At 58.6% G+C, this 21,941-nt stretch carries 25 protein-coding genes; 12 read left to right on the forward strand and 13 right to left on the reverse strand.

What is annotated here, in order from left to right; all coding sequences use genetic code 11:
• Window positions 1–10: 10 nt before the first annotated feature.
• From AC3ISR_RS24915 to AC3ISR_RS24940, 6 genes are all read left to right on the forward strand, one after another.
• Entirely contained in the window at window positions 11–469 is a 459-nt protein-coding gene (locus AC3ISR_RS24915) for a GNAT family N-acetyltransferase (RefSeq protein ID WP_192299052.1), read from the forward strand.
• Window positions 470–766: 297 nt separating this feature from the next.
• Window positions 767–1,423 carry a DedA family protein gene (locus AC3ISR_RS24920; RefSeq protein ID WP_463983904.1) on the forward strand — a complete coding sequence of 219 codons (657 nt, stop codon included), beginning with the start codon at window positions 767–769 and terminating at the stop codon, window positions 1,421–1,423.
• A gap of 6 nt (window positions 1,424–1,429) precedes the next feature.
• Complete coding sequence (locus tag AC3ISR_RS24925; RefSeq protein WP_226455819.1) at window positions 1,430–2,245, forward strand: M90 family metallopeptidase; 816 nt, start codon at window positions 1,430–1,432, stop codon at window positions 2,243–2,245.
• A gap of 109 nt (window positions 2,246–2,354) precedes the next feature.
• The gene (gene ppa, locus AC3ISR_RS24930; RefSeq protein ID WP_003219382.1) at window positions 2,355–2,882 is read left to right on the forward strand and encodes an inorganic diphosphatase; all 528 of its coding nucleotides are present in this window, start codon (window positions 2,355–2,357) and stop codon (window positions 2,880–2,882) included.
• 213 nt (window positions 2,883–3,095) lie between these two features.
• Window positions 3,096–3,869 carry a LexA family transcriptional regulator gene (locus AC3ISR_RS24935; protein WP_463983905.1) on the forward strand — a complete coding sequence of 258 codons (774 nt, stop codon included), beginning with the start codon at window positions 3,096–3,098 and terminating at the stop codon, window positions 3,867–3,869.
• Window positions 3,870–4,283: 414 nt separating this feature from the next.
• Window positions 4,284–5,033: a type II restriction endonuclease gene (locus AC3ISR_RS24940; RefSeq protein WP_192299056.1), complete on the forward strand. Its 750-nt coding sequence runs from the start codon at window positions 4,284–4,286 to the stop codon at window positions 5,031–5,033.
• 45 nt (window positions 5,034–5,078) lie between these two features.
• Here the strand turns inward: AC3ISR_RS24940 and AC3ISR_RS24945 are convergent, their stop codons facing one another.
• The 8 genes from AC3ISR_RS24945 to AC3ISR_RS24980 all read right to left on the reverse strand — a co-directional run bounded on the left by AC3ISR_RS24945 (window position 5,079) and on the right by AC3ISR_RS24980 (window position 11,525).
• Window positions 5,079–6,128 carry a DNA adenine methylase gene (locus tag AC3ISR_RS24945; RefSeq protein ID WP_463983909.1) on the reverse strand — a complete coding sequence of 350 codons (1,050 nt, stop codon included), beginning with the start codon at window positions 6,126–6,128 and terminating at the stop codon, window positions 5,079–5,081.
• A 218-nt stretch (window positions 6,129–6,346) separates the two neighbouring features.
• Entirely contained in the window at window positions 6,347–7,504 is a 1,158-nt protein-coding gene (locus AC3ISR_RS24950) for a glutathionylspermidine synthase family protein (protein ID WP_226455822.1), read from the reverse strand.
• Between the two features lie 12 nt (window positions 7,505–7,516).
• Complete coding sequence (locus tag AC3ISR_RS24955) at window positions 7,517–8,230, reverse strand: DUF1190 domain-containing protein (protein WP_192299059.1); 714 nt, start codon at window positions 8,228–8,230, stop codon at window positions 7,517–7,519.
• 18 nt (window positions 8,231–8,248) lie between these two features.
• Window positions 8,249–8,677: a DUF350 domain-containing protein gene (locus AC3ISR_RS24960; protein WP_192299060.1), complete on the reverse strand. Its 429-nt coding sequence runs from the start codon at window positions 8,675–8,677 to the stop codon at window positions 8,249–8,251.
• Between the two features lie 15 nt (window positions 8,678–8,692).
• Window positions 8,693–9,355 carry a DUF2491 family protein gene (locus AC3ISR_RS24965; RefSeq protein WP_192299061.1) on the reverse strand — a complete coding sequence of 221 codons (663 nt, stop codon included), beginning with the start codon at window positions 9,353–9,355 and terminating at the stop codon, window positions 8,693–8,695.
• Between the two features lie 163 nt (window positions 9,356–9,518).
• Window positions 9,519–10,079 carry a rhomboid family intramembrane serine protease gene (locus tag AC3ISR_RS24970; protein ID WP_192299062.1) on the reverse strand — a complete coding sequence of 187 codons (561 nt, stop codon included), beginning with the start codon at window positions 10,077–10,079 and terminating at the stop codon, window positions 9,519–9,521.
• Between the two features lie 148 nt (window positions 10,080–10,227).
• The gene (locus AC3ISR_RS24975; RefSeq protein WP_192299063.1) at window positions 10,228–10,926 is read right to left on the reverse strand and encodes a PspA/IM30 family protein; all 699 of its coding nucleotides are present in this window, start codon (window positions 10,924–10,926) and stop codon (window positions 10,228–10,230) included.
• A 17-nt stretch (window positions 10,927–10,943) separates the two neighbouring features.
• Entirely contained in the window at window positions 10,944–11,525 is a 582-nt protein-coding gene (locus tag AC3ISR_RS24980; RefSeq protein WP_192299064.1) for a YjfI family protein, read from the reverse strand.
• Window positions 11,526–11,894: 369 nt separating this feature from the next.
• Here AC3ISR_RS24980 and ycaC point away from each other — a divergent pair, with 369 nt between their 5' ends.
• The 3 genes from ycaC to AC3ISR_RS24995 all read left to right on the forward strand — a co-directional run bounded on the left by ycaC (window position 11,895) and on the right by AC3ISR_RS24995 (window position 13,792).
• Entirely contained in the window at window positions 11,895–12,527 is a 633-nt protein-coding gene (ycaC, locus tag AC3ISR_RS24985) for an isochorismate family cysteine hydrolase YcaC (RefSeq protein WP_192299065.1), read from the forward strand.
• A gap of 283 nt (window positions 12,528–12,810) precedes the next feature.
• Entirely contained in the window at window positions 12,811–13,455 is a 645-nt protein-coding gene (locus AC3ISR_RS24990; protein WP_463983910.1) for an NAD(P)H-dependent oxidoreductase, read from the forward strand.
• A complete protein-coding gene (locus AC3ISR_RS24995) occupies window positions 13,394–13,792 on the forward strand; it encodes a MerR family transcriptional regulator (RefSeq protein ID WP_192299067.1) in 399 nt (132 codons plus the stop codon). Before AC3ISR_RS24990 ends, AC3ISR_RS24995 begins: the two co-directional genes overlap by 62 nt.
• Here AC3ISR_RS24995 and AC3ISR_RS25000 read toward each other — a convergent pair.
• A complete protein-coding gene (locus AC3ISR_RS25000; protein WP_463983911.1) occupies window positions 13,789–15,735 on the reverse strand; it encodes a hypothetical protein in 1,947 nt (648 codons plus the stop codon). The genes AC3ISR_RS24995 and AC3ISR_RS25000 overlap by 4 nt on opposite strands.
• Window positions 15,736–16,079: 344 nt before the next feature.
• Between AC3ISR_RS25000 and AC3ISR_RS25005 the strand changes: the two genes are divergently transcribed.
• From AC3ISR_RS25005 to dxs, 3 genes are all read left to right on the forward strand, one after another.
• Window positions 16,080–16,322, forward strand: a complete 243-nt coding sequence (locus AC3ISR_RS25005; RefSeq protein WP_003176346.1) for an exodeoxyribonuclease VII small subunit — start codon at window positions 16,080–16,082, stop codon at window positions 16,320–16,322.
• Window positions 16,319–17,206: a (2E,6E)-farnesyl diphosphate synthase gene (gene ispA / locus AC3ISR_RS25010; RefSeq protein ID WP_192299069.1), complete on the forward strand. Its 888-nt coding sequence runs from the start codon at window positions 16,319–16,321 to the stop codon at window positions 17,204–17,206. The genes AC3ISR_RS25005 and ispA overlap by 4 nt, the downstream gene beginning before the upstream one ends.
• Before the next feature lie 110 nt (window positions 17,207–17,316).
• Window positions 17,317–19,215, forward strand: coding sequence for a 1-deoxy-D-xylulose-5-phosphate synthase (dxs, locus tag AC3ISR_RS25015; RefSeq protein WP_192299070.1), 1,899 nt, complete (start codon window positions 17,317–17,319; stop codon window positions 19,213–19,215).
• A 54-nt stretch (window positions 19,216–19,269) separates the two neighbouring features.
• Here the strand turns inward: dxs and AC3ISR_RS25020 are convergent, their stop codons facing one another.
• The 4 genes from AC3ISR_RS25020 to AC3ISR_RS25035 form a co-directional block, all read right to left on the reverse strand.
• Complete coding sequence (locus tag AC3ISR_RS25020; protein WP_463983912.1) at window positions 19,270–20,058, reverse strand: cobalamin-binding protein; 789 nt, start codon at window positions 20,056–20,058, stop codon at window positions 19,270–19,272.
• Window positions 20,055–20,474, reverse strand: a complete 420-nt coding sequence (locus tag AC3ISR_RS25025) for a nuclear FMR1 interacting 1 family protein (protein WP_192299072.1) — start codon at window positions 20,472–20,474, stop codon at window positions 20,055–20,057. The genes AC3ISR_RS25020 and AC3ISR_RS25025 overlap by 4 nt, the downstream gene beginning before the upstream one ends.
• Window positions 20,471–21,088, reverse strand: coding sequence for a GTP cyclohydrolase II (gene ribA / locus AC3ISR_RS25030; protein WP_016978544.1), 618 nt, complete (start codon window positions 21,086–21,088; stop codon window positions 20,471–20,473). Before ribA ends, AC3ISR_RS25025 begins: the two co-directional genes overlap by 4 nt.
• 129 nt (window positions 21,089–21,217) lie before the next feature.
• Window positions 21,218–21,937: a substrate-binding periplasmic protein gene (locus AC3ISR_RS25035; RefSeq protein WP_192299073.1), complete on the reverse strand. Its 720-nt coding sequence runs from the start codon at window positions 21,935–21,937 to the stop codon at window positions 21,218–21,220.
• Window positions 21,938–21,941 lie beyond the last annotated feature (4 nt).

Raw genomic sequence — 21,941 nt, forward strand, 5'->3', positions numbered from 1 at the left:
GAGGCCTGGCATGCGGATTACTCAAGCGACCCTGGAACACCTGGACCTGTTGACCCCATTGTTCGTCAAATACCGCGAATTCTACGGTGCATTGCCCTTCCCAGACTCGTCGCGGGCCTTCCTCGAAAAGCGCCTGCGCCGCAAGGAATCGGTGATCTACCTGGCCCTGGCCGATGATGACGATAAAAAGCTGCTCGGTTTTTGCCAGCTGTATCCGAGCTTTTCTTCGCTGTCGCTCAAGCGCGTGTGGATCCTCAACGACATCTATGTGGCCGAAGACGCTCGTCGGCAACTGGTGGCCGACAACCTGATGCGCACCGCGAAGAAAATGGCCAAGGAGACCCATGCGGTACGGCTGCGGGTGTCTACCAGCAGTGACAATCAAGTGGCGCAGAAGACCTATGAGTCGATCGGGTTTCGTGAAGACACCGAGTTCAAGAACTACGTGCTGCCGATCAGCGAAGACTGAACACTGCCCCTCAAAATCCCCTGTGGGAGCGGGCTTGCCCGCGAATGCGGTGCTTCAGTCTCAGATGTGCTGACTGACACGCCGCTTTCGCGAGCAAGCCCGCTCCCACATTTGGATCGGTGTATATTTTCGAAAACCGCGACATCCCCCGCTACAAAACCAACAGGCTTTTCACCTCTCGATCCGTATAATGCGGACCTTTCAGGGATGTAAGAATCGCGGCATACACTTGTAGCCTTACTTACCCCAGCTTCCGCACTGGCCTGCTGAGCCGAGCCATTCACACAGGTGCCATCCATGGATTTCAACCCGCTCGACCTTATCCTGCATCTCGACGTCTACCTCGACCTGCTGGTAACCAATTACGGTCCGTGGATCTACGCTATTTTGTTCCTGGTGATTTTTTGCGAAACCGGCCTGGTGGTCATGCCCTTCCTGCCCGGTGATTCGCTGCTGTTCATCGCCGGTGCGGTCGCCGCAGGCGGCGGCATGGACCCGGTCTTGCTGGCCGGCCTGCTGATGTTGGCGGCGATCCTCGGGGACAGCACCAACTACGTCATCGGACGAACAGCGGGAGAGCGCCTGTTCAGCAACCCGAACTCGAAGATCTTCCGACGCGACTACCTGCAGAAAACCCACGACTTCTACGACAAGCACGGCGGCAAAACCGTGACCCTGGCGCGCTTCCTGCCGATCCTGCGGACCTTTGCACCATTTGTCGCCGGCATCGCCAAAATGCCTTACGCACGCTTCTTCGGTTTCAGCGTGCTGGGCACTATCCTCTGGGTCGGTGGCCTGGTGACCCTGGGTTACTTCTTCGGCAACGTGCCGTTCATCAAGAAGAACCTCTCGCTGCTGGTGGTGTTCATCATCCTGCTGTCGCTGGTGCCGATGATCATTGGCGTGTTTCGCAGCCGCTTTGGTCGCACCTCCTCCGAAGCCAAGCCGCAGTAACCGCGAATGTGGTCCCTCAGCGCCTGGCGTCGCCGGCGCCTGCTGGCCAAGCACCCGATTGCCGATGACACCTGGCAGCGGGTGCGCCAGCACCTGACCTTTCTCGACGGCATCAGCGCCGAGCAGGATCAATGGCTGCGCGAAGCCTGCGTAGTATTTCTCGCCGAAAAACACCTCACCGCCCTCCCCGGCGTCGAGCTGCATCAGGAACAACGCCTGCTGCTCGCCGCCCAGGCGCAACTGCCGCTGATGAACCTGGGCGACCTCGATTGGTATCGGGGTTTCCACGAAATCGTGCTGTACCCCGACGATTTTCTCAGCCCCCAACGCCATCGCGACAGCAGTGGCATCGAGCACGAGTGGGACGGTGAGCACAGCGGCGAAGCCTGGCAACAGGGTCCGGTGATCCTGGCCTGGCCAGGCGTGCTGGCCAGTGGCAACTGGGAAGGCTACAACCTGGTCATCCACGAACTGGCGCACAAACTCGACATGCTCAACGGCGACGCCAATGGCCTGCCGCCGCTGCACAGCGACATGCGCGTGCAGGAATGGGCCAGCGTGATGCAAAGCGCCTACGACGACCTCAATCGCCAGCTGGACGCCAACCCGGACGCCGAAACCGAGATCGACCCCTACGCGGCGGAAAACCCGGCGGAATTCTTTGCCGTTACCAGCGAATATTTTTTCAGCGCCCCGGATTTACTGGTCAATAGTTATCCACAGGTGTACGCCCAACTCAGCCGCTTTTATCGCCAGGACACCCTGGCCCGCTTGAACCAGCTGCAAGCCACGGACCCGCGTTATCAGCCGCAGGGCGAATAACCGTACGACGTCTGGCGCATGGCATCGGCGGCGGAATGTGCCTATAATCGCCGCCACTTTTAGGCCAATCCGGCCAAGTATCTTGGCCAATTAACGGGGGCAACGCCCAATGAGCTACAGCAAGATTCCGGCTGGCAAAGACCTGCCGAACGACATCTACGTCGCCATCGAGATTCCGGCCAACCACGCGCCGATCAAATACGAAATCGACAAAGACAGCGACTGCCTGTTCGTTGACCGTTTCATGGCCACCCCGATGTTCTACCCGGCCAACTACGGTTTCATCCCCAACACCCTGGCTGACGACGGTGACCCCCTCGACGTGCTGGTGGTAACCCCTTACCCGGTGACCCCAGGCTCGGTTATCCGTGCCCGTCCAGTCGGCATCCTGAACATGACCGACGACGGCGGCGGCGATGCCAAAGTTATCGCAGTTCCACACGACAAGCTGTCCCAGCTGTACGTGGATGTGAAGGAATACACCGATCTGCCGCCACTGCTGCTGGAACAGATCAAGCACTTCTTCGAGAACTACAAAGACCTCGAAAAAGGCAAGTGGGTGAAGATCGACGGTTGGGGCAATGCAGACGCCGCCCGCGCCGAGATCCTGAAATCGGTTGCCGCCTACAAAGGCTGATACCCGTCCGGTATTACCCCGGCAATAGAAAAAGCCCCGACTATTCGGGGCTTTTTTATGCATGTAATTAAACACTCGGATCAACAAACAAAAACTAACGTTTAACAATACAAGAAAACTGAAAAATCAGGCCACAACTAAGTAAAACCCTACACGCACAATTCAACGCATGGTTTATTTGATTTGTTTTTCCCGCCAGTAAACTCTGCGTTTATGAATACATCAGGTGATCGTTTAAAAGCACTGCTACGGGAAGTTCATCTTTCCGCCTCCGACTTCGCCAAGAACCGCGGCGTCACGCCTCAACACGTGAACAACTGGTTCAAACGCGGCGTACCCATGGGCAAACTCAACGAGATTGCAGAGTTGTTGTGCGTCTCCAGTCGGTGGTTGCACACCGGCATGGGCCCTAAACACCCACCGGTCAACTTTCTGTTGGACGGTCCGAACGCAAGGAATGCACTCCCCACCCGCGAAACCACCGGCAAATACCTCACAGGCTCCGCCTGCACCCCAGAAAAAACCGACGTGGAAATCCCCCTCCACCCCAAATTTACGTCCACCGAATGCATCCGCGTCTCCCTGCTCAGCCTCGAAACCCTCAAAGTAAACCCCGAGCGCGCAGTAGGCGCGTACATGGTCGACAACAGCATGACCGACATCATCCAACAGGGCGCCATACTCGCCATCGACAGCGGTCGCACCCAAATCATCGACGGCGAAATCTACGCGGTCGAACATGACGGCATGCTACGCATCAAATACCTCTACAACCGTCCCGGCGGCGGCCTGCGTATGCGCAGCCACAACGCCGGTGAACATCCCGACGAATACCTCACCTACGAGCAACGCTTTGAACAGAACTTCCAGATCGTGGGGTGGGTGTTCTGGTGGGCCACACTCAACACCCGTCGCCCACCCGTGCCGCTGGATGAGCAGTTATTGGGCTGGGAAGGCTCTAAATCGGATCCGGAGGTGGGCAATTGAGGTGAATGTGGGTATCATGCGCCGCACATTTGGCAGGGGTGGCGTTCAGCTGTTTCCCCTGTCTGGCGATGCGGAGGAGTTCCCGCGGATGCCCCTACCATTCAGCCAGACGCGACGTTGGCTGAGCGATTTGAAGGCTGGTGAGGCTTGTCAAAAACAAGCTGAAGCAGTCCCCGAGAAGCCGGCCACAAGCCGGCTTTTTAATGCCTGCAATAAATGGCCGAATTGACTTTCAGGGGCCCCACCTCACGCGTCCTCGGAGAGAGTCGCGCGCGCTGCTTTTAAGCGAGCTGCGCAAATGGACACCAATCCAACCCGCAGTATATCCTGCGTCTGAAACAACTCGGACACTAGCAAGGCGCTTTGACAGGGAGCTTGATGTGTTTTTTGATTGGGCAGAGTTAAGAGGTAGTAGTGATCACACTCAATGATTTCGAAAAAGAATTTCGTAACTACACAAAAGGCTGGACCTGGGAAATCCAGGGTTTTATTGACGAGCAAAACCGGGTCTACCCCATCGACTCCGATACAAAAGTCATCAGTACTGTGTTCGAAAGGCTTGCCAGCCCTGTTCTCAGAACCATTGCACTCAATCACGGTTTTATCGTAGCCAACGCTAATCAGACCACGTATCCCGATTTCACCTTCACCAAGTTCGATAACTATGGCAATGTCGTGCAACGCATCGCCATCGACATCAAGACGACCTATCACGCCCAAGGAAAACCCATGGGCCTGACCCTGGGAAGTTATAAGTCGTTTATCAGGAATGACACCAAAAACATTTTACATCCGTATTCGACCTACACCCATCATTGGGTGATTGGCTTTATCTACACGCGAAACCTGGCCTTTGAAGAGTATGATCTAACCAACATACCAAAAGCCGGCGACATCAAATGCCCTTATGACTTGCAGAGCATCTTCATCAGAGAAAAGACTGATGTTGTAGGATTGAGAGCGGGAAGCGGCAATACCGCCAACATTGGTTCCATCAAGCTGAAAAGCCCTCAGGAGTTCTCGACAGTCAAAGGGCCGTTCTCACACTTCTCTCAAGTAAAAGAAGCCTGCGACTTTTATTGGCAGAACTACGACCACTACAAGGGCGCGATCAAAACCCAGCAAGACCTGCTGGCTCACCCGGACTTCCAGAGGTTTCTGTAAACTTTTGCGCGTCCACATGCCTGTAGTTGAGTGCCCCGTCGTCAACTACAGGCGTGCGATGATAAAAATCTCTTCATTGTCTGCGTTTTTGCTCAGTGCATATTTGTATTCACCTGCCGTGTGTATCTCCACCTGCCTGCCACAGCCCTGCATGACCGCCTGGATCTCAAGGGGAGACGGTGTACCGTCGCTTCTATAGCTCATGATGATGGTCGACGAATGAAAATACTCACATATGTACTTTAATTGCTTGAGCGCAGACTCTTTTTTATGCCAGGCACTTTCTATATTTACGATGGGTTTGTGCGGGTATCGAGTATCGCCTTTCGAGAAAAGGCTATAGTCACATAAGCCTTCCAGAAAATGATAAAAGTTGGAGTAATTAACCGACACAGACTTCCCATTCATGTAGGGAGGGTCCATATACACAACATCATAATTTTGAGGAAGCGCTTCCAGGCAGGCCGTGTCAACACAGGTTGTTATCGGCTGCCGTGCATCAACAGCAGGCAAGGCTGCCAATTCCTTGATGCACTTTACGGCATGTTCCTTGATTGAGGTCTCCCAGGTCTTTGCGTTGCCAAAGGACCTGACGACATCCTTGAGGCGCATATCCAGATTCGCGCGATGAAACAGATTGTAAGGTCTCTTCTTGATGAGCGCCTGCCCCACTGCGTAGATATAAAGGCTTTGCTTTAATCCGCAATAGCGCTGTATGTTCTGGCAAAAGTTGTCTATCTCGCTATTTTCATGAGGTTTGAAGTAAACCCCTTGAAACTCGTCAGACACAATAGATTCAAAATCAACGGCACGATGATTCAGCAAGAAATCCAAGTCCGCATCCAAATCCAGCGCACTCAGCTCTTCCTGTGAGTAATTCAAGAACAAAGAGGCGGTATTTTGATTGTATTTCAAGTAATCGTTTGCCAGAACTCTTTTGCCCAGATAACGAAATAACAATGCCACGATCCCGGATCCGGAATACAGATCAATTATTGACTCGCACTTTTCAGCTTCTATCAGTGCTGCAATTTCCGGAAGAATCTTTCTTTTTGAACCTTGAAAGCGTGTTGCGGGAAAACGTGGCAATAGCATATTTCTCTCCTCAGCGGAGCACTATATCAGAACGGCTTATGCAGGTAAATTCACCGAAAACAGAACACAATTAAACTTTAATACTCAACCTGCTTATTTTTAAGCCATGCTGTTTTACTTCAATATAACGCCCACGCGCACAAAGTTTTCTTCTCAACTTCAACCCTAATCAATAACCGACTGACATTCACCAGACATTGCCGAGAAGCCCGTCGTTTTCAATCCAGTATCAAATGCGGCAAAAACCGACTCGAATCCTTCGTTATCAAACTGTTATCCTCGCGCACGCCAATCCCCGCCGCCTGGTCCCCGATCACCCAGGAACCAATCAACGTATAACTGTCCCCAAACCGCGGCAGCGGCGCGAACTCCTGAAGGATGAACGGCGCATCCGTATAGGGCCCGTCTTCTTTCACGATCAGCCCATCCACCGTTTGCAGTTCAATGTTCGCCCCTTCCCGTGAGAAGAACGGCTTGCGCACCCAGCCCTTCGGCACGGCTTTACCCGGATCGGTATCCAGGTGCGCCGCGAGCAAATTTGGATGGCCGCTGTTGAACTCCCATAACAGGGGAAGCACGCCTTTGTTGGAGAGGATGGATTTCCATGCCGGCTCGAAGAACTGCGTGTCGCTCTGGGCAATCGCGGCACCAAACGGCTCATGGAAGATGAACTCCCAGGCGTGCAGCTTGAACAGGTGGGGAATCCAGCGATCCTGGAGGTCGACGAAGCGGCCTTCGCTGGTAAGGCCGATGTCTTCGATGTCGATATGACGGGATTCGATGCCGACTTTTTCCGCGACGAGGCGCAGGTAGTCGGTGGTGCCTTTGTCTTCGACCGAGTCTTTCATCGAGGCGAAGTAGAAGGGCTGGTTGACCTGCAATTGGGCAAAGGCCTGGTGCAGTTTGGTGTCGATGCTGTTGAACTGGTCGGCATGCTTGGGCAGCAGGCCGCGCTCGATGCATTGTTCCAGCCAGCCCCACTGAAACGCCGCAGCCTCGTAGAGGCTGGTCGGTGTGTCGTAGTTGAGTTCGAGCAGTTTGGCGGGACCGTTGCCGTTGTAGGAAAAGTCCATGCGCCCGTACAGGTGCGGGTGGCCTTCGAGCCATGAGGTGCGAATCATGTCAAAGAACGGTGCGGGAATGCTCAGGCGCTCGAGCAACTCTTCGCTCTGGACCACACGGGCCACGAGGTCCATGCACATCTCATGGATCTCGGTGGTCGGGTCTTCCAGGTCCTGCTCAATTTGCTTGAGCGTGAACTGGTAGTACGCGCGCTCGTCCCAATAGGGCTCGTTGTCGATGGTGTGGAACAGAAAGCCGAGGCTGTCGGCGGTTTGTTTCCAGTCGTGACGTTCTGCGCATTGGATTTTCTTCATGGCCAGCCCTCCTTAGCTGCTCGACCTGCCGCCGCCCCAGCCACTGCGTGCGCTGGCCTTGCTGCCGAAGCCGCCACGGGAAGTGGCCGACGCAACGGAGCTGGACTTGCTGGAGGAACGCAGCGTGTTGGTGTAATTGCTACTGCCGTACCTGGCCTGGTTCGAGCGGCCGAAGGTCGCGCCTTTCGAGACACGTTGGTTGAGCGTTGAAGAGGCGTAATCGCCGCGATCATCGCGATAGCGGTACACCGGCTCGGAGCGGTAGCTGTTGCGATTGTTGCTCAGCATGTTGCCGATCAGCAGCCCAGTCAGCAGGCTGCTGGTGGAAAAGCCTGAGCCGCCACTGCTCGCTTGCGCGCCCGCCGCCTGGGCGTTGGCCGCATCGACCTGGGATTGCGTCACCTGGCCTTCGGCGGTCAGTTCGAAACCACCCAGCCTGGGGATGAATTTTCCGCTGGAGTCCTGTTGGCACCAGTCAGCGACAAAGTCGGCATCGCAATCGGCCTGGCTGTCGTACACCGGCGCAATGCGGCGGTGCTCGGCCATGGCGGTCATATAGGCGTCCGAGCAGACGTCCACCGGCAGCTTCTCATCGGCACATTGCTGAACCGACTGGAAGTTGTACTTCTTCTGCAAATCGTAGGTTTTTTCCGTCGGCCCACAGCCGGAGATCGCCATGGCGACCGACGCTGCCAGCGAAAGCTGGACATACTTGCTTCGTTTCATCGGGAGCTCCGTGCGCGATCAGTTCTGGGTAGGCGTCATGCACGCGGCATTCAACATGCCGACGCTGATGGCCACTGCAGCCACGTAGATGCCGGCCGCGAGCTCGCCGTTCCTGATGCGCTCGGACGTGCCTTTGAGCACCAGGCTGGTCAACAAAAACGCCAGCAGTTGGACGACAGCCGCGATGATCGCCCAAACGGCGAAGTCGAGAAGGCTGATCGAATAGGCAATCACGTTGCTGGCAGGAATGGCAAAACCGATGATGGCGCCACCCAGGGCGACCGCCGCGGACACGTTGCCCGCACGGATCAACTCGAACTCCTTGTGCGGGGTGATGCGGGTGTAGATGAACTGGAACAGCACGAACAGTACGGCCGCACCGAGGATGTAGAGGACAAACCCGAGTACGGCGGCTTTGTTCAGGGAAATGGAAAGAGCTTCTAGCATGGATGGCTTCCTTTTTTAGAGCACGGTCAGGTCGGTGGTGTACAGCGAAATGCCCAGCGACGTGCTCAGGCTGATGGTGCCTTCAGCGTCTTCTTCGACAGAAAACAAAAGGAACTCGCGTCGATCGGTCAGTCCGGTGTCACGGGCATATAGCATCGAGCGGTGCTCGACGCTGTAGGAATCCTCGGGGCTTATCACCTGCTCGCTCATCGCCACCAATTCTGTCTGGCCGTTTTCGCTGCCCCACACACGGGCGTATTCGACACCGTCGAGGGTGTAGGTCGGCAACCCGATCAGACTCTGCGGCCCGGCCAGTCGACGCAGTTCGGCTTCGCTACTGAGGGTGACGTAGCTCAGGTAGTTAAACAGGATCACGGACTCCACCTGCCCGGCGATCTCGCCCGTGGTGTGGACCTGCAACCAGTAATCCTCGTCGTTCATGTAATAGCGCGACAGCCAGGTCGACTGCCCGAGATCCACGGTGCCGTTGCTCCAGATTTCCTGGGAGCCGGGAATCACCACCGAGGTTTTCTCATCGAGCAGCAACTTCAGGGTCGTGTCGAACATCACGCCTTTGCCTGGGGCCAGGCCCAATGGGCCAGTGCTTGGCAAGACCGGTTTCGACTCGGCATTGGCTCGCGGGGCCTCAAGCCCCATCAACTGTTTAAACCATCCCATTGGAGATTTCCTTGAGGCAGGTAGAGGCGCAGCCTTCAATGCGCATGGCACTGGGCGGGCTGATCGAAGCAAGAAGAGAGTTGGCGCAACAACAGGAAAGTCGACATTTTTGCCCCTGGTTCCTTGGGTACTTGATTCCTGAAAGCAGGATGCTCAAGCGCAGTCAGCCGGCATTAAACCTGCTGCGCGGCGCCGAGAGAAGTACCTTGGCTGCAATAAATCCGGCGAACGCACCAAACAGATGCCCTTCGAAGGAAACCCCCTGGCGAGGCAGGAAACCAAGGATCAGGCCACCATAAAGTACCGCCACCACACCGGCCGTTATCAGGTTGGCCCAGCTGCGGTGAAACCAGGCCCGAGACAACAGATAAGCCCACAGCCCGAATACCCAGCCGCTGGCGCCCACGTGTATACCCGCAAAACCGAACAGCCAGACCAATGAGCCGCCCAGCACAATTATGATCGCGCTGACGCTGACGAACCGGTTGAGCCCTTCGATAATGACCAGGGTGCCCAGTACCAGAAACGCGATCAGGTTCGCACTGAGGTGGGCAAAGGACCCGTGCAGGAACGGTGACGCGAGAATGCCAAGCAATCCCTGCACCGTTCTCGGGACCAGGCCGAATGCCATGAGGCTGTACCCGGTCGCGACATTGAGCAGTTGCAGTGCAACCATGCACAAGGCCAGGCCTGCGATTATCTTGAAACCCTTCAAGGCATCCATCCTGACCTCGACGTCGTTAAAAAGCAGATAGGGTAAGAATTGACCTGTGGCGAGGGCGCTTGACGCGAAGCGGCCCCCAGCTTTTGTTTGCGCCGTCCAGCGGGAGCAAGCGCCCTCACCAAAGGTGCAGTGTTCGCCCTTGTCGGCCTTACTCGGCTGACTTTTTCTTCAGGCGTTCGAGGATCGCATTGGCACTGCCTTCATTCGGCGTGATGCCGGCTTCACGCAGCTTGCGCTCCAGGTCGGAGCCCGTCGACGCCTCGGCCAGTTCATCCTGGGCTTGCAGTTCAGCCGCGCGTTGCTGCTGCTTGGCCTGCAAGCGATTCAGCGTACCGACAGCGGTCTCCAGCTTGCCGTTGGCACCGCCACTGGCGATGGACGCGCTGACTTGAGCCTTTTGCACGCTTTCACGCGCCTTGGCCATGTCCACTTGCTGGCGCAGGCTTTTGATCCGGCTTTCGGCCTTGGTGATGTCCTTGCGCATGCTGTCCGCGTAACCACCGAACTCGGCGGCCTGCTTTTGCTCGACATCCCGCTCGTTGGTCAGGGTCGAAATGGCTTCGGCCACTTCCAGGGCCAGGTCTTCACGATTGGCCTGGATAGCCGCCATCGCCTTGGACTCCAGGTCCTTGATCTTGGCGTCGTACTCACCGACGCGATCAGTCGCCAGTTTGTGCTTGGCCATGATGCTGACCAACTCACGCTTGGCATTGGCAAGCGCGGTGTCGGCGTCGCGGATTTCCTGGTCGAGAATACGCAGGGCCTGCTGGTCGACGATCGACTCGCCGACTTCGCTCGCACCGCCACGCAGCGCGGTGAACAATTTGCTCCAGATGGACTGAGTCATTGGGTACTCCCGAATACTTAATTGAAGAAACGTTCGAAGGCTTCGCTGGCGCGCTGCACGTTGTCGACCAGGGTTTTCACCTCGGTCACGATGTTGGTCAGGCTGGAGTCGGAGCTCAACGCACCGAACATGTTGTAGACAACTTGCCCATTAGGCATGGACTCGATGCCGATCGAGGACAGCGGGAACATTTCCCGGCTGCGCAACACGGCGTCATTGAATTTCGGCACGTCGTTGATGGACTCGACGTCGACCAGCACGGTATCCACGATGATCTGCTCGCCCACCACCGCGATGTAAATCGGCAAGCCACCGAAGTCGTTCATCTCCAGCTTGATGCTGGACTCGGAGCCTTGCACCAGAGAAAGCGTAATGTCATTGGCGACCACTTCGTCCAGGGCCTGGAGAGCGGTGAAGAGGCGATCGATATTCCAGTTGTTACCTGCGCTCATGTAATTCTCCGACATGAATGAGCCAGCCAGGATCGGCTGGCGGAGCTGTTTCTCCATCTGCTTGAGCAGGCTTCGGTTTTCGGGAAGCACCCAAGTCTCGTGTTTCACATACCCGGCGGCCGCCAGCCCCGCGCGCATCTGTTTCATGTAGAAGCTCGATGGCTTTTTCGCGGCCGGTTTCAAGCGCTCTCCTTGAAAGCTTGCGGAATCGGAATCGGACCCGGCGGACGGGCTCGATGGAGAGCTGCTTTTCATGATGCTGACCTCGTAGTGAAAAACTCACGCGTGAGAAAATCTACAGGCAATTTTCATCACGCTCAATAGCTCACGCGTGAGATTTTTTGTATGACTTTTCTTGGCTACGTCCCTCCCCGTACGGGTGAAGATTTAACGATTGTCGCTTTTGAGTTGACGGTATTACCCGTTCCAGCCGATTTATCCACCGCCACCCACCCATTAATCTGTGCCCATGTTGAACGCAACGCCCAACCAACCTAAACAAAAAAGGATTCAACCATGAGCACTCCAACCTACAACCGCTTGAACAAAGACGACGCCGTAGTTCTGCTGGTCGACCACCAGACCGGCCTGATTTCCCTGGTGCAGGACTTCTCGCCCAACGAGTTCAAGAACAACGTGCTCGCCCTGGCGGACCTGGCCAAGTTCTTCGAACTGCCGACCATCCTCACCACCAGCTTCGAGCAAGGCCCCAACGGCCCGCTGGTGCCAGAGTTGAAGGAAATGTTCCCGGACGCGCCGTACATCGCCCGCCCAGGCCAGATCAACGCCTGGGACAACGAAGACTTCGTCAAGGCGATCAAGGCCACCGGCCGCAAGCAGATCATCATTGCCGGCGTGGTCACCGATGTGTGCGTAGCGTTCCCTACCCTCTCGGCACTGGCCGAAGGCTTTGATGTGTTCGTGGTCACCGATGCCTCGGGCACCTTCAACACCACCGTGCAGCAGGCCGCATGGAGCCGCATGACCCAGGCCGGCGCGCAGATGATGAACTGGTTCTCGGTGGCGTGTGAGCTGCACCGCGACTGGCGCAACGACATCGAAGGCCTGGGCAACCTGTTGTCCCAGCGCATTCCGAACTATCGCAACCTGATGAATGGTTATGCGGCGCTGACGGCGCACAAGAACTAAGCAAAGCGCGTTAAACAAAATGCCTGCCCTGAAAAGCAGGCTTTTGTTGTTTGCGCCCCTCCAACCCCCGCAGAAAGTCGGTGACATGCTTGATCAACGCGGTTTCTATGTCGTGCTCCTGCGCGTCCAACGCGCGTTGGCCACAAGGCGCAACGAACGCTTCAGGAAGGGCCTCTCAAGGATTGCAGATCCGTCCTGCTGGCAATTGCAAATAGGCGTATTGCTTGACTCTCCCCTATACAGCACCCCCTACCCTGAACCCCCGCTTTCAGGACATCCCACCATGGCCCATCGCATCCTGGTCATCCTCGGCCACCCCTCCACGACCAGCCTCTGCTCTGCCCTCGCCGACGCCTACATCCGCAGTGCAAAAACCGCAGGCCATGAGGTGCGCGTCCTACGCTTGGGCGAGCTTGATTTCGACCCGATCCTGCACAACGGCTACAACCAGATTCAACCCCTGGAAGCCGATCTGCTCCGCGCGCAAGCCGACATCCTATGGGCCACCCACCTGGCCTTCGCCTTCCCCATCTGGTGGGGTGGCATACCGGCCTTGATGAAAGGCTTTATCGACCGTATTTTCCTACCCGGTTTTGCCTTCAAATACCGCGCAGGCAAGGCGTTTCCTGACAAACTCCTGCGCGGCCGAACCGCACACCTGTTGGTGACCCTGGATACGCCGCCGTGGTATTACCGTTGGTTCTATCACATGCCGGGCGTACATCAGATGCGCAAGACCACCCTGGCGTTTTGCGGCATCAAGCCGATCAAGACGTTGCTGTTCGGGCCGGTCCTCGGATCGACATCCACGCAGCGCGACGCCTGGCTGAAACAAGCCGGCGCACTTCTGGAAAAAGGGAGTTTTCATGTACATCGGCAAAGCCGCGCAACTGTCGGGCACGACCATCAAGGCGATTCGTCACTATGAGGCGATCGGCCTGCTGCCGACGGCCCGGCGCGAGGGCCAATACCGGGTCTATTCAGAGCAAAGTGTCGAGCTGCTGATGTTCATCAAGTGCGCCCAGCAACTGGGATTCAAGCTCAAGGAATTGCAGGAAATTCTCCACGGCGCCCCGGCAGGTGCGTTGGCACAACAACGGGCGACGGCGGCGATTGCGCAAAAGAAGCATGAACTGGTCACGCAGATTGCAGCCCAGCAGCAGGTGCTGGCCGGTTTGCTGGCCTTTGAGGCCAGCCTGCAAGACGCGCAGGGGCAATGCCAGTTTGAACGCCTGGTTGAAACTGGCCGCCCGCCCCGCACTTAGTTGAGCACGTCTCCCCATTTGCGTTGCACTTCGCGCTCCTGGGCGACGCAGACACGGGTCAGTGCGTCCACCCAGGCCACCGCGCCGGTGTTGGCGGCACGAAGCAGCAACATGATGTCATCCATCTCGAAGTCACCCGGTTCACTGACGGTGCTGTGCTCGTCGAGCATTTTCCTGACCAGCTCGTTGAGCTGCTGCTTGCTCGCCACTTTGGTCATGATCAGCAACATCGGCAGCACATCGTCGTCCAGATTGAAGGTGCTGGCGGGGTTACGTTCCTCGTAGCTGCTGCAGATCACGCCGAAACCGTTGAGGAATGTCTCGAAAATGTTCTCCTGAGTACGCACGGCCTCCGGCACCTTGTGGAAGGAAAAACCGTACATCAGCGCCAGCACAAAGAAGACCTGGTCCTCGACTTTTTTATCGGGGGCGCCAATCAGTTTTTCCGCCTTGGGGATCAGCGCTTCCAGGAAATCAATGGGCAACTGCCAGATGAACTCGGCATCCGGGTCTTCGAGCTGATCCTGTTTCATCTCCTGCAAAATCGCACGCAGGGTGTCGACGGGTTGCTGCCCCGGCCGCAGCTCGGGTTCATCGTCCATCAACAGGTCGTCCAGATAGGCATGGTAGCCACGGCTCACTGGCGCCGCCGGCGTGATGTCCGGCAAGGCAGCGACGCGTTCGGCTTCGCCGACCAATAGCTTGTCGAGGAGTTTGTTGCGGTTTTCCAGCATGAAGCGCACGAAGGTATCTTCCTTCAGCGCGAGACGAACCACCCCCGGCAGGAAGGCATAAATGAACACGCCCAGCTTCTCGACGTTGGCGTCATCACGCAGTGCAGCCAGGGACGCCTCGCCGGTTTTTTCCTTGAGAAACGGCAGGATCTTGGGCTTGTTTTGCTCGATGGCCACGGCGACATAACCGAGCAGTTTGTCTTTGCCGCTGACCTTGCTCTGCTGCTCGGCGGGACTACGCACTGGGGTGTCTTCGATGACCGCCAGGGCAGAAATTTCTTCCACCTGCGCAGGCTCCAGCACCTCAGGTTCAGGCTCGGGCACCACCTGCTGGGGCGCAGGGGTGTCGTCGACCGAGGCCTGGCGCACATCGATCAACGCCTGGTCGATCAGCGAAAAGAACTCGCCCAATTCCTTTTCGCCTACCTGAGTGAAGGAGCCGACCTTGCGCGAGTTGACGTACAGGTCGCGCTTCTCCACCGACAGCCCCTCCAGATGGCGCCAGAAAAACAGGCGCGGCGCTTCAAACACCATTTTCAGCGCCAGCTTGCTCTCGCCCATCAGTACGCCTTCCTTGGCGCCACCGAACAGGGTGTCATCGATCAGCACCAGCACTTCGTCTTCACGCATATTGGCGCCGTAAGACTCCAGCGCCGCTTGCAGTTTTTTCTGCGGAATGTGCGGGCGCACGTAGACGCGCTCCAAGCCCAGGCGTTCGGCCAGGTTGACGCTCATCTGCACCACCGCCTCGACTTGGGCGGCGCTTAACTCCTGATTGCCGGCGGCAGCTTTTACTTCGGTGCGCTTGGCCGAAGGCGCAGCACCGGACTGGCTGCTCATCCACTCCAGGACCAATGCGAAACAGCGGTTCAGATCCGCCTTGTCCGGCATGTTGAAGGCAATTGCCTGACGCTTGTTGAGGAAGAGTTTGCTGCCCTGGAGCTCCAGCGACTGCACTTCGCTGTAGGCGTAGGTGACAGCGTCAGTGAAGGTTTCACGGATCGCCAGGCAGTCGTGCGCGATCAGGCAACCATCCTTGCCGCTGCCAAACATGGTGTCGTCGACCAACACCACCACGTCGCTGGGGTCCAGCGTCAAATCGTAAGCGGCCAGCGCATTGCTCAGCAGCTTCTTGGGAATATTGGGTGCTACATAGACACGCCCCGAGCTTGAGTATTTCCTGGCCTGCAAGAACGCCAACAACGACATATCCCTATCTCCTCAAACGCGCTTTTTTTTGCCTGCACTGTCCACGGATGGCTGCAGGTCGTGACGCAGAATAGCACCGGGCCATCATCGAGATAACCGTCAATTAGGCTACACAATCGGCTCACACGCCTGCCGACCACATTTCTATGCAGCAACGTCGAGCAGTACAACGTGGATCAGCACGGCCTGATCGACCAACGGTGCCTTTTAAGGCATGGCCCTATAAGGGACGCGGTACGCGCTATCAAATCACTGGCCCAGACGATCGCCCCCCCCGCTCATTTGCCCCCATCCCCCATGTCTGCTAGTGTCGCGCCGGTTTACCGTCTACCGGAATAGCCGCCATGGCCCGCAAAAAAGTTGCACTCGATTTCGAACAATCCCTCGCCGACCTGCAAACCCTGGTCGAGCGTCTGGAGAACGGCGAGTTGTCGCTGGAAGACTCGTTGACAGCGTTTGAGCAAGGCATCGGCCTGACCCGCGACTGCCAGAGCGCCTTGGCGCAGGCGGAGCAGAAGGTCCAGGTGCTGCTGGAGCGTGACGGGGAGTTGGCCGAAGAACCTTTCGATGCGGAACAGCCGGAATGATCGACGCGTATCAGGCCAGTAGCCAAGCCCGGGTCAATGCGGCGCTGGAGCCCTTGTTTGTTGCGCCAAGCCCCGAACTCACACGTCTTTATGCAGCCATGCGCTATAGCGTGATGAATGGCGGCAAGCGCGTGCGCCCGTTATTGGCCTATGCCGCCTGCGAAGCCCTCGGCGCGCCTGCCGAGCAGGCCAACGGCGCGGCGTGTGCGGTGGAGTTGATCCACGCCTATTCCCTGGTGCATGACGATTTGCCGGCCATGGACGATGACGATCTGCGTCGCGGCCAGCCCACCACCCACAAAGCCTTTGACGAAGCCTGCGCGATTCTGGCCGGTGACGGCCTGCAAAGCCTGGCGTTCAGCGCACTGCTGGACCCGACGCTGAGCGACGCCAACGCCGAGATCCGCTTGCGCATGGTCACCGCCCTGGCCCTGGCAGCGGGCCCCGCCGGTATGGTCGGCGGCCAGGCCATCGACCTGGGTTCGGTCGGCCAGAAGCTCGATCAACACGCCCTGGAATTCATGCACCGCCACAAGACCGGTGCGCTGATCGAAGCCGCCGTGCAACTCGGCGCCCTGGCCAGTGGCCGTGCCGACGCTGCGCAGTTGGCCGCATTGAAGACCTATTCCCGCGCCATCGGCCTGGCTTTCCAGGTGCAGGACGACATCCTCGACGTCGAAAGTGACACCGCGACCCTGGGCAAACGCCAGGGCGCCGACATCGCACGGGACAAACCGACTTATCCTGCGCTGCTTGGGCTTGAATCGGCCAAGGCCTACGCCTTGGAACTACGCGACCAGGCCCTGGACGCCCTGCGACCTTTCGACGCGGCAGCCGAGCCACTGCGCGACCTGGCGCGGTATATCGTCGAACGCCGGCACTGATTACTGCGGCCATTGCAGCCGCATATCAGCCAAGTTCGGCGCTCTGCGTGGGCAGTTTGCGATGCTTGAGGTAAACTGCCGCCTCTTCTATACCTATAACGATTCGCCTGATGCCCACGACGTTTCAAGAGATTCCCCGCAAGCGCCCGTCCACGCCCCTGCTCGACCGTGCTGCCACGCCGGCCGGCCTGCGTCGTCTGGGTGAAGCCGAGCTGGAAACCCTGGCCGATGAGTTGCGCCTGGAATTGCTCTACACGGTCGGCCAGACCGGTGGGCATTTCGGTGCCGGCCTGGGCGTCATCGAGCTGACTATCGCCCTGCATTACGTGTTCGACACCCCGGACGACCGGCTGGTGTGGGACGTGGGCCATCAGGCGTATCCGCATAAAATCCTCACGGGCCGCCGCGACCAGATGGGCAGCCTGCGCCAGAAGGACGGCATTGCCGCCTTCCCGCGTCGCTCCGAGAGCGAGTACGACACCTTTGGCGTCGGTCACTCCAGCACCTCCATCAGTGCCGCGCTGGGCATGGCGATTGCCGCCCGCCTGCAAGGCAGCGATCGCAAGGCGATTGCGGTGATCGGTGATGGCGCGCTGACCGCCGGCATGGCCTTCGAAGCGTTGAACCACGCGCCGGAAGTGGACGCCAACATGTTGGTGATCCTCAACGACAACGACATGTCGATCTCGCGCAACGTCGGTGGCTTGTCCAATTACCTGGCAAAAATCCTTTCCAGCCGCACCTACGCCAGCATGCGCGAAGGCAGCAAGAAAGTGCTCTCGCGCCTGCCCGGCGCGTGGGAAATTGCCCGGCGCACCGAAGAATATGCCAAGGGCATGCTGGTTCCCGGCACCCTGTTCGAAGAATTGGGCTGGAACTACATCGGCCCGATCGACGGCCATGACCTGCCGACCCTGATCGCCACGCTGCGCAACATGCGTGACCTCAAGGGCCCGCAGTTCCTGCACATCGTCACCAAGAAAGGCAAAGGCTTCGCGCCTGCGGAAGTCGACCCGATTGGCTACCACGCCATCACCAAGCTGGAACCGCTGGACGCCCCCGCCGCCGCGCCGAAAAAGGCCAGTGGGCCGAAGTACTCCGGCGTGTTCGGCGAATGGCTATGCGACATGGCCGCTGCCGACCCGCGCCTGGTGGGGATCACCCCGGCGATGAAGGAAGGCTCCGACCTGGTGGCCTTCAGCGAGCGCTTCCCGCTGCGCTACTTCGACGTGGCGATTGCCGAGCAGCACGCGGTGACGTTCGCCGCTGGCATGGCCTGCGAAGGCGCCAAGCCGGTGGTGGCGATCTACTCCACATTCCTGCAACGCGGCTACGACCAACTGGTACATGACGTCGCCGTGCAGAACCTCGACGTGCTCTTCGCCATCGACCGCGCCGGCCTGGTTGGCGAAGACGGCCCGACCCACGCCGGCAGCTTTGATTTGTCCTACTTGCGCTGCATCCCCGGCATGCTGGTGATGACCCCGAGCGACGAGAACGAACTGCGCAAGATGCTCAGCACCGGCCACCTCTACAACGGTCCGGCCGCCGTGCGCTACCCCCGCGGCAATGGCCCGAACGCGGTGATCGAGAAGGACCTGGCGCCTATCGAGATCGGCAAGGGCATCGTGCGGCGCCAAGGCAGCAAGACAGCGTTCCTGGTGTTTGGCGTGCAACTGGCCGAAGCCCTGAAAGTGGCGCAGAAGATCGACGCTACCGTGGTCGACATGCGCTTCGTCAAACCGTTGGATGAAACCTTGGTCCGCGAGATGGCCGCCAGCCACGAGCTGCTGGTGACGGTTGAAGAAAACGCCATCATGGGCGGCGCGGGTGCGGCGGTCAGCGAGTTCCTGGCGCGGGAGAACATCCTCAAGTCGGTGCTGCACCTGGGCTTGCCGGATGTGTACGTCGAACACGCCAAGCCGGCGCAGATGCTGGCGGAATGTGGTTTGGATGAAGCGGGTATCGAGGCGGCGGTGCTCAAGCGCACGGCGCAACTGGGCCTGTAACCCGGATCAGAATGTGGGAGGGGCAAGCCCTTCCCACATTGGTTTGGACTACCTTCAGAGGCTCGGCGCAATCACCTGACACAAGCGCCCCAGCGCCTGCACCATCTGCCCACTGGGCCGCTCCAGCCCTTTGTCCGGCACCACCCGAACCCGCATCGCCATCGCCGGCCAGGCATTCCAGGCCTCTTTCTGCACCTGATCACCGACCAGAATCACCTGCGGATCACGCTGCAACACCGACTCGATACTCACCTGCGGCGCAGGCAGCTTGAGGTCATCGAACACATTGCGTGCGCCGCACACCTTCAGCGCATCACTGATGATCTGCTCACCGCCCACGGTATACAGCGGCTGGTTCCACACCTGGTAAAACACCCGCAACGGCTCGGCGCGCTGGTAACGCCGGCGCAGTTCAACCAGTTGTTCGCGCAAGTTGGCGGCCAATCGGCGGCCAGCGTCCGCACGCCCCAGTTGCACGGCAATCGCGTCCACCTGGGTGACCAGTTGTTCAAGGCTATGGGGGTCGGCGAGGTAAACCGGAATCTTCAAGCGCTGTAGCTGCTCACGCTGCGCCGGGCCGACACTGCCGGGCCACAGCAGGATCAGGTCGGGTTTGAGGCTGAGCAGACGCTCCATGTCCAACTGGCCGTAGCGCCCGACTGACGGCACCTCTGCCAAGGCTGCCGGCCGTTCACCGCCGTCGAGCACGCCCACCAGCAGGTCGGCGGCGCCCAGTTCAAACACGATTTCAGACAGGGATGGCGCCAGGCTGACGACACGCTCAACCGCCAGCACCTGAACGCTGGATGCCAGCAACACAAGCGCCAGCCAGTGGCGCTTCATCCCAGTTGGCGAGGGATGCGGTAGAGGTAAAACAGCACCAGCGTCGACAGCGCCAACAAAAACAGTGGCACCGCTTCGAGGCCGACAAACACCGCCAGCGCGCCGATCCAGGCCGGTATGGCGGCAATCAGCAAGGCGGTACGTCGGCGGGCTGCCAGGGTGATCCAGGCCGCGGGCTCTTCAGGGGTATCGAGGGCTTTGGAGGTGGCGATCAACGCGTGTTTATAGCCGTGAAAGTAACGCAGGCTGAGAAACATCGAGGCCACGCCGGCGATAAAGAACGGCATGGCCAGTACCGGCAGCAGGGCTTCGGTCTGGCCAAACACCAGGTTGATCACAAACAAAGGCAGCAGCGCCAGGGCCAGGTACTGCCACCAGTTGAAGGACAGTCGCCGTTTCACCTGGCCACGGGTCACGCGCGGTCGACCTCGCCCTGATGCTCATTGCCCATCATGTGGTCGAGCTTGCTGGCTTTGGTGGCCAGGTAGAGCTTGTTGTGCGGGTTGTGCCCGGTGTGCAGCGGCACACGCTCGGCGACGGTGATACCCATTTCGGTCAAGGCCTTGACCTTGCGCGGGTTGTTGGTCATCAAGCGCAGGGACTTGACGCCCAGGTGCTCGAGCATCGGCAGGCAGATCGCATAGTCCCGCTGGTCGGCGGCAAACCCCAGGCGCTCGTTGGCTTCGACGGTGTCGGCGCCGCCATCTTGCAACTCATAGGCGCGGATCTTGTTCATCAGGCCAATGCCACGGCCTTCCTGGCGCAGATACAGCAACACACCACGGCCTTCACGGGCGATGGCACGCATGGCGGCTTCCAGTTGTGAACCACAGTCGCAACGCTGGCTGAACAGTGCGTCGCCAGTCAGGCATTCGGAGTGCACGCGGCCAAGCACCGGCGCGCCGTCAGCGATGTCGCCAAGGCTGAGCACAACGTGCTCGCGGCCGGTGGCTTCTTCGAGAAAGCCGTTCATGGTGAACGTGGCAAAAGGGGTAGGCAGCTTGGAAGCGGCGACGAAAACGACGGGCACCGTGTGCTCCTGATTTCAGTTTTTACAAAGGCGGCCATTGTAACAGCACGTTCCTACAGACGCTTAAGCTGAATTATCGCTGATAAAGATCAATCGGTTCGATTGGCCTTCATCCCGGTTCTATGCAGGTCAGAACGGATACGGCTGTTTCCAGCGTTCAAAGATCGGCTTCAGCTCGCCGCTGCTCACCAGGGCTGCCATGCGCCGGTCAAATACCGCCATCAGGCTGCGGCCTCGTTCGGTATCGGCAAAACCCACGTACAGCGGCAGTTCCGCGAGATGCGTCAGTTTGAACCTGGAAGGGTCTGGCGCTTGCTTGAGGACTTCGCTGACCTCGGTCAGGGCATCGATATAGAAGTCCGCCCGGGCATGCAGGAGCATTGACGTGACGCTGTCGCGCCGCTCGATCTGGTTGAAACGCTGCACATTGGGCAGGTAGTCCTCGTACTTGTAGCCGCGCACCCAGGCCAGGCGATAGTTGCCCAATGTGGCCAACGTCGGCGGTGGCGTGCTGGCCAGTCCAAGGGCGTAGATATGGTCGGAGTCGAAATTCGAGCGGGGATACAACACGCCGGTGGCTTCGTCGCGATAGGCGCCCACCCAGCCGTCCACCTCGCCGCGCTGGGTAAGGCCGACCGAGCGTGTATAGGGTTCGGTACGGGTTTGCAGGGTGATTCCCTCCGGCTCGAACACCTGGCGCAAGACGTCCCAGGCCAGACCGCTGCCATCGGTATTGGTGTAGTCGTCCCAGGCTTCACTGGCGAGCAGAACCTTGCCGGGCACCTGATCGGCCTGAGCCAAAGATGTCATTGCGCACAGTAGGATAAGCAGCCAGCGGCGCACATCCATACGG

The sequence above is a fragment of the Pseudomonas sp. GL_117 genome (assembly GCF_057835125.1).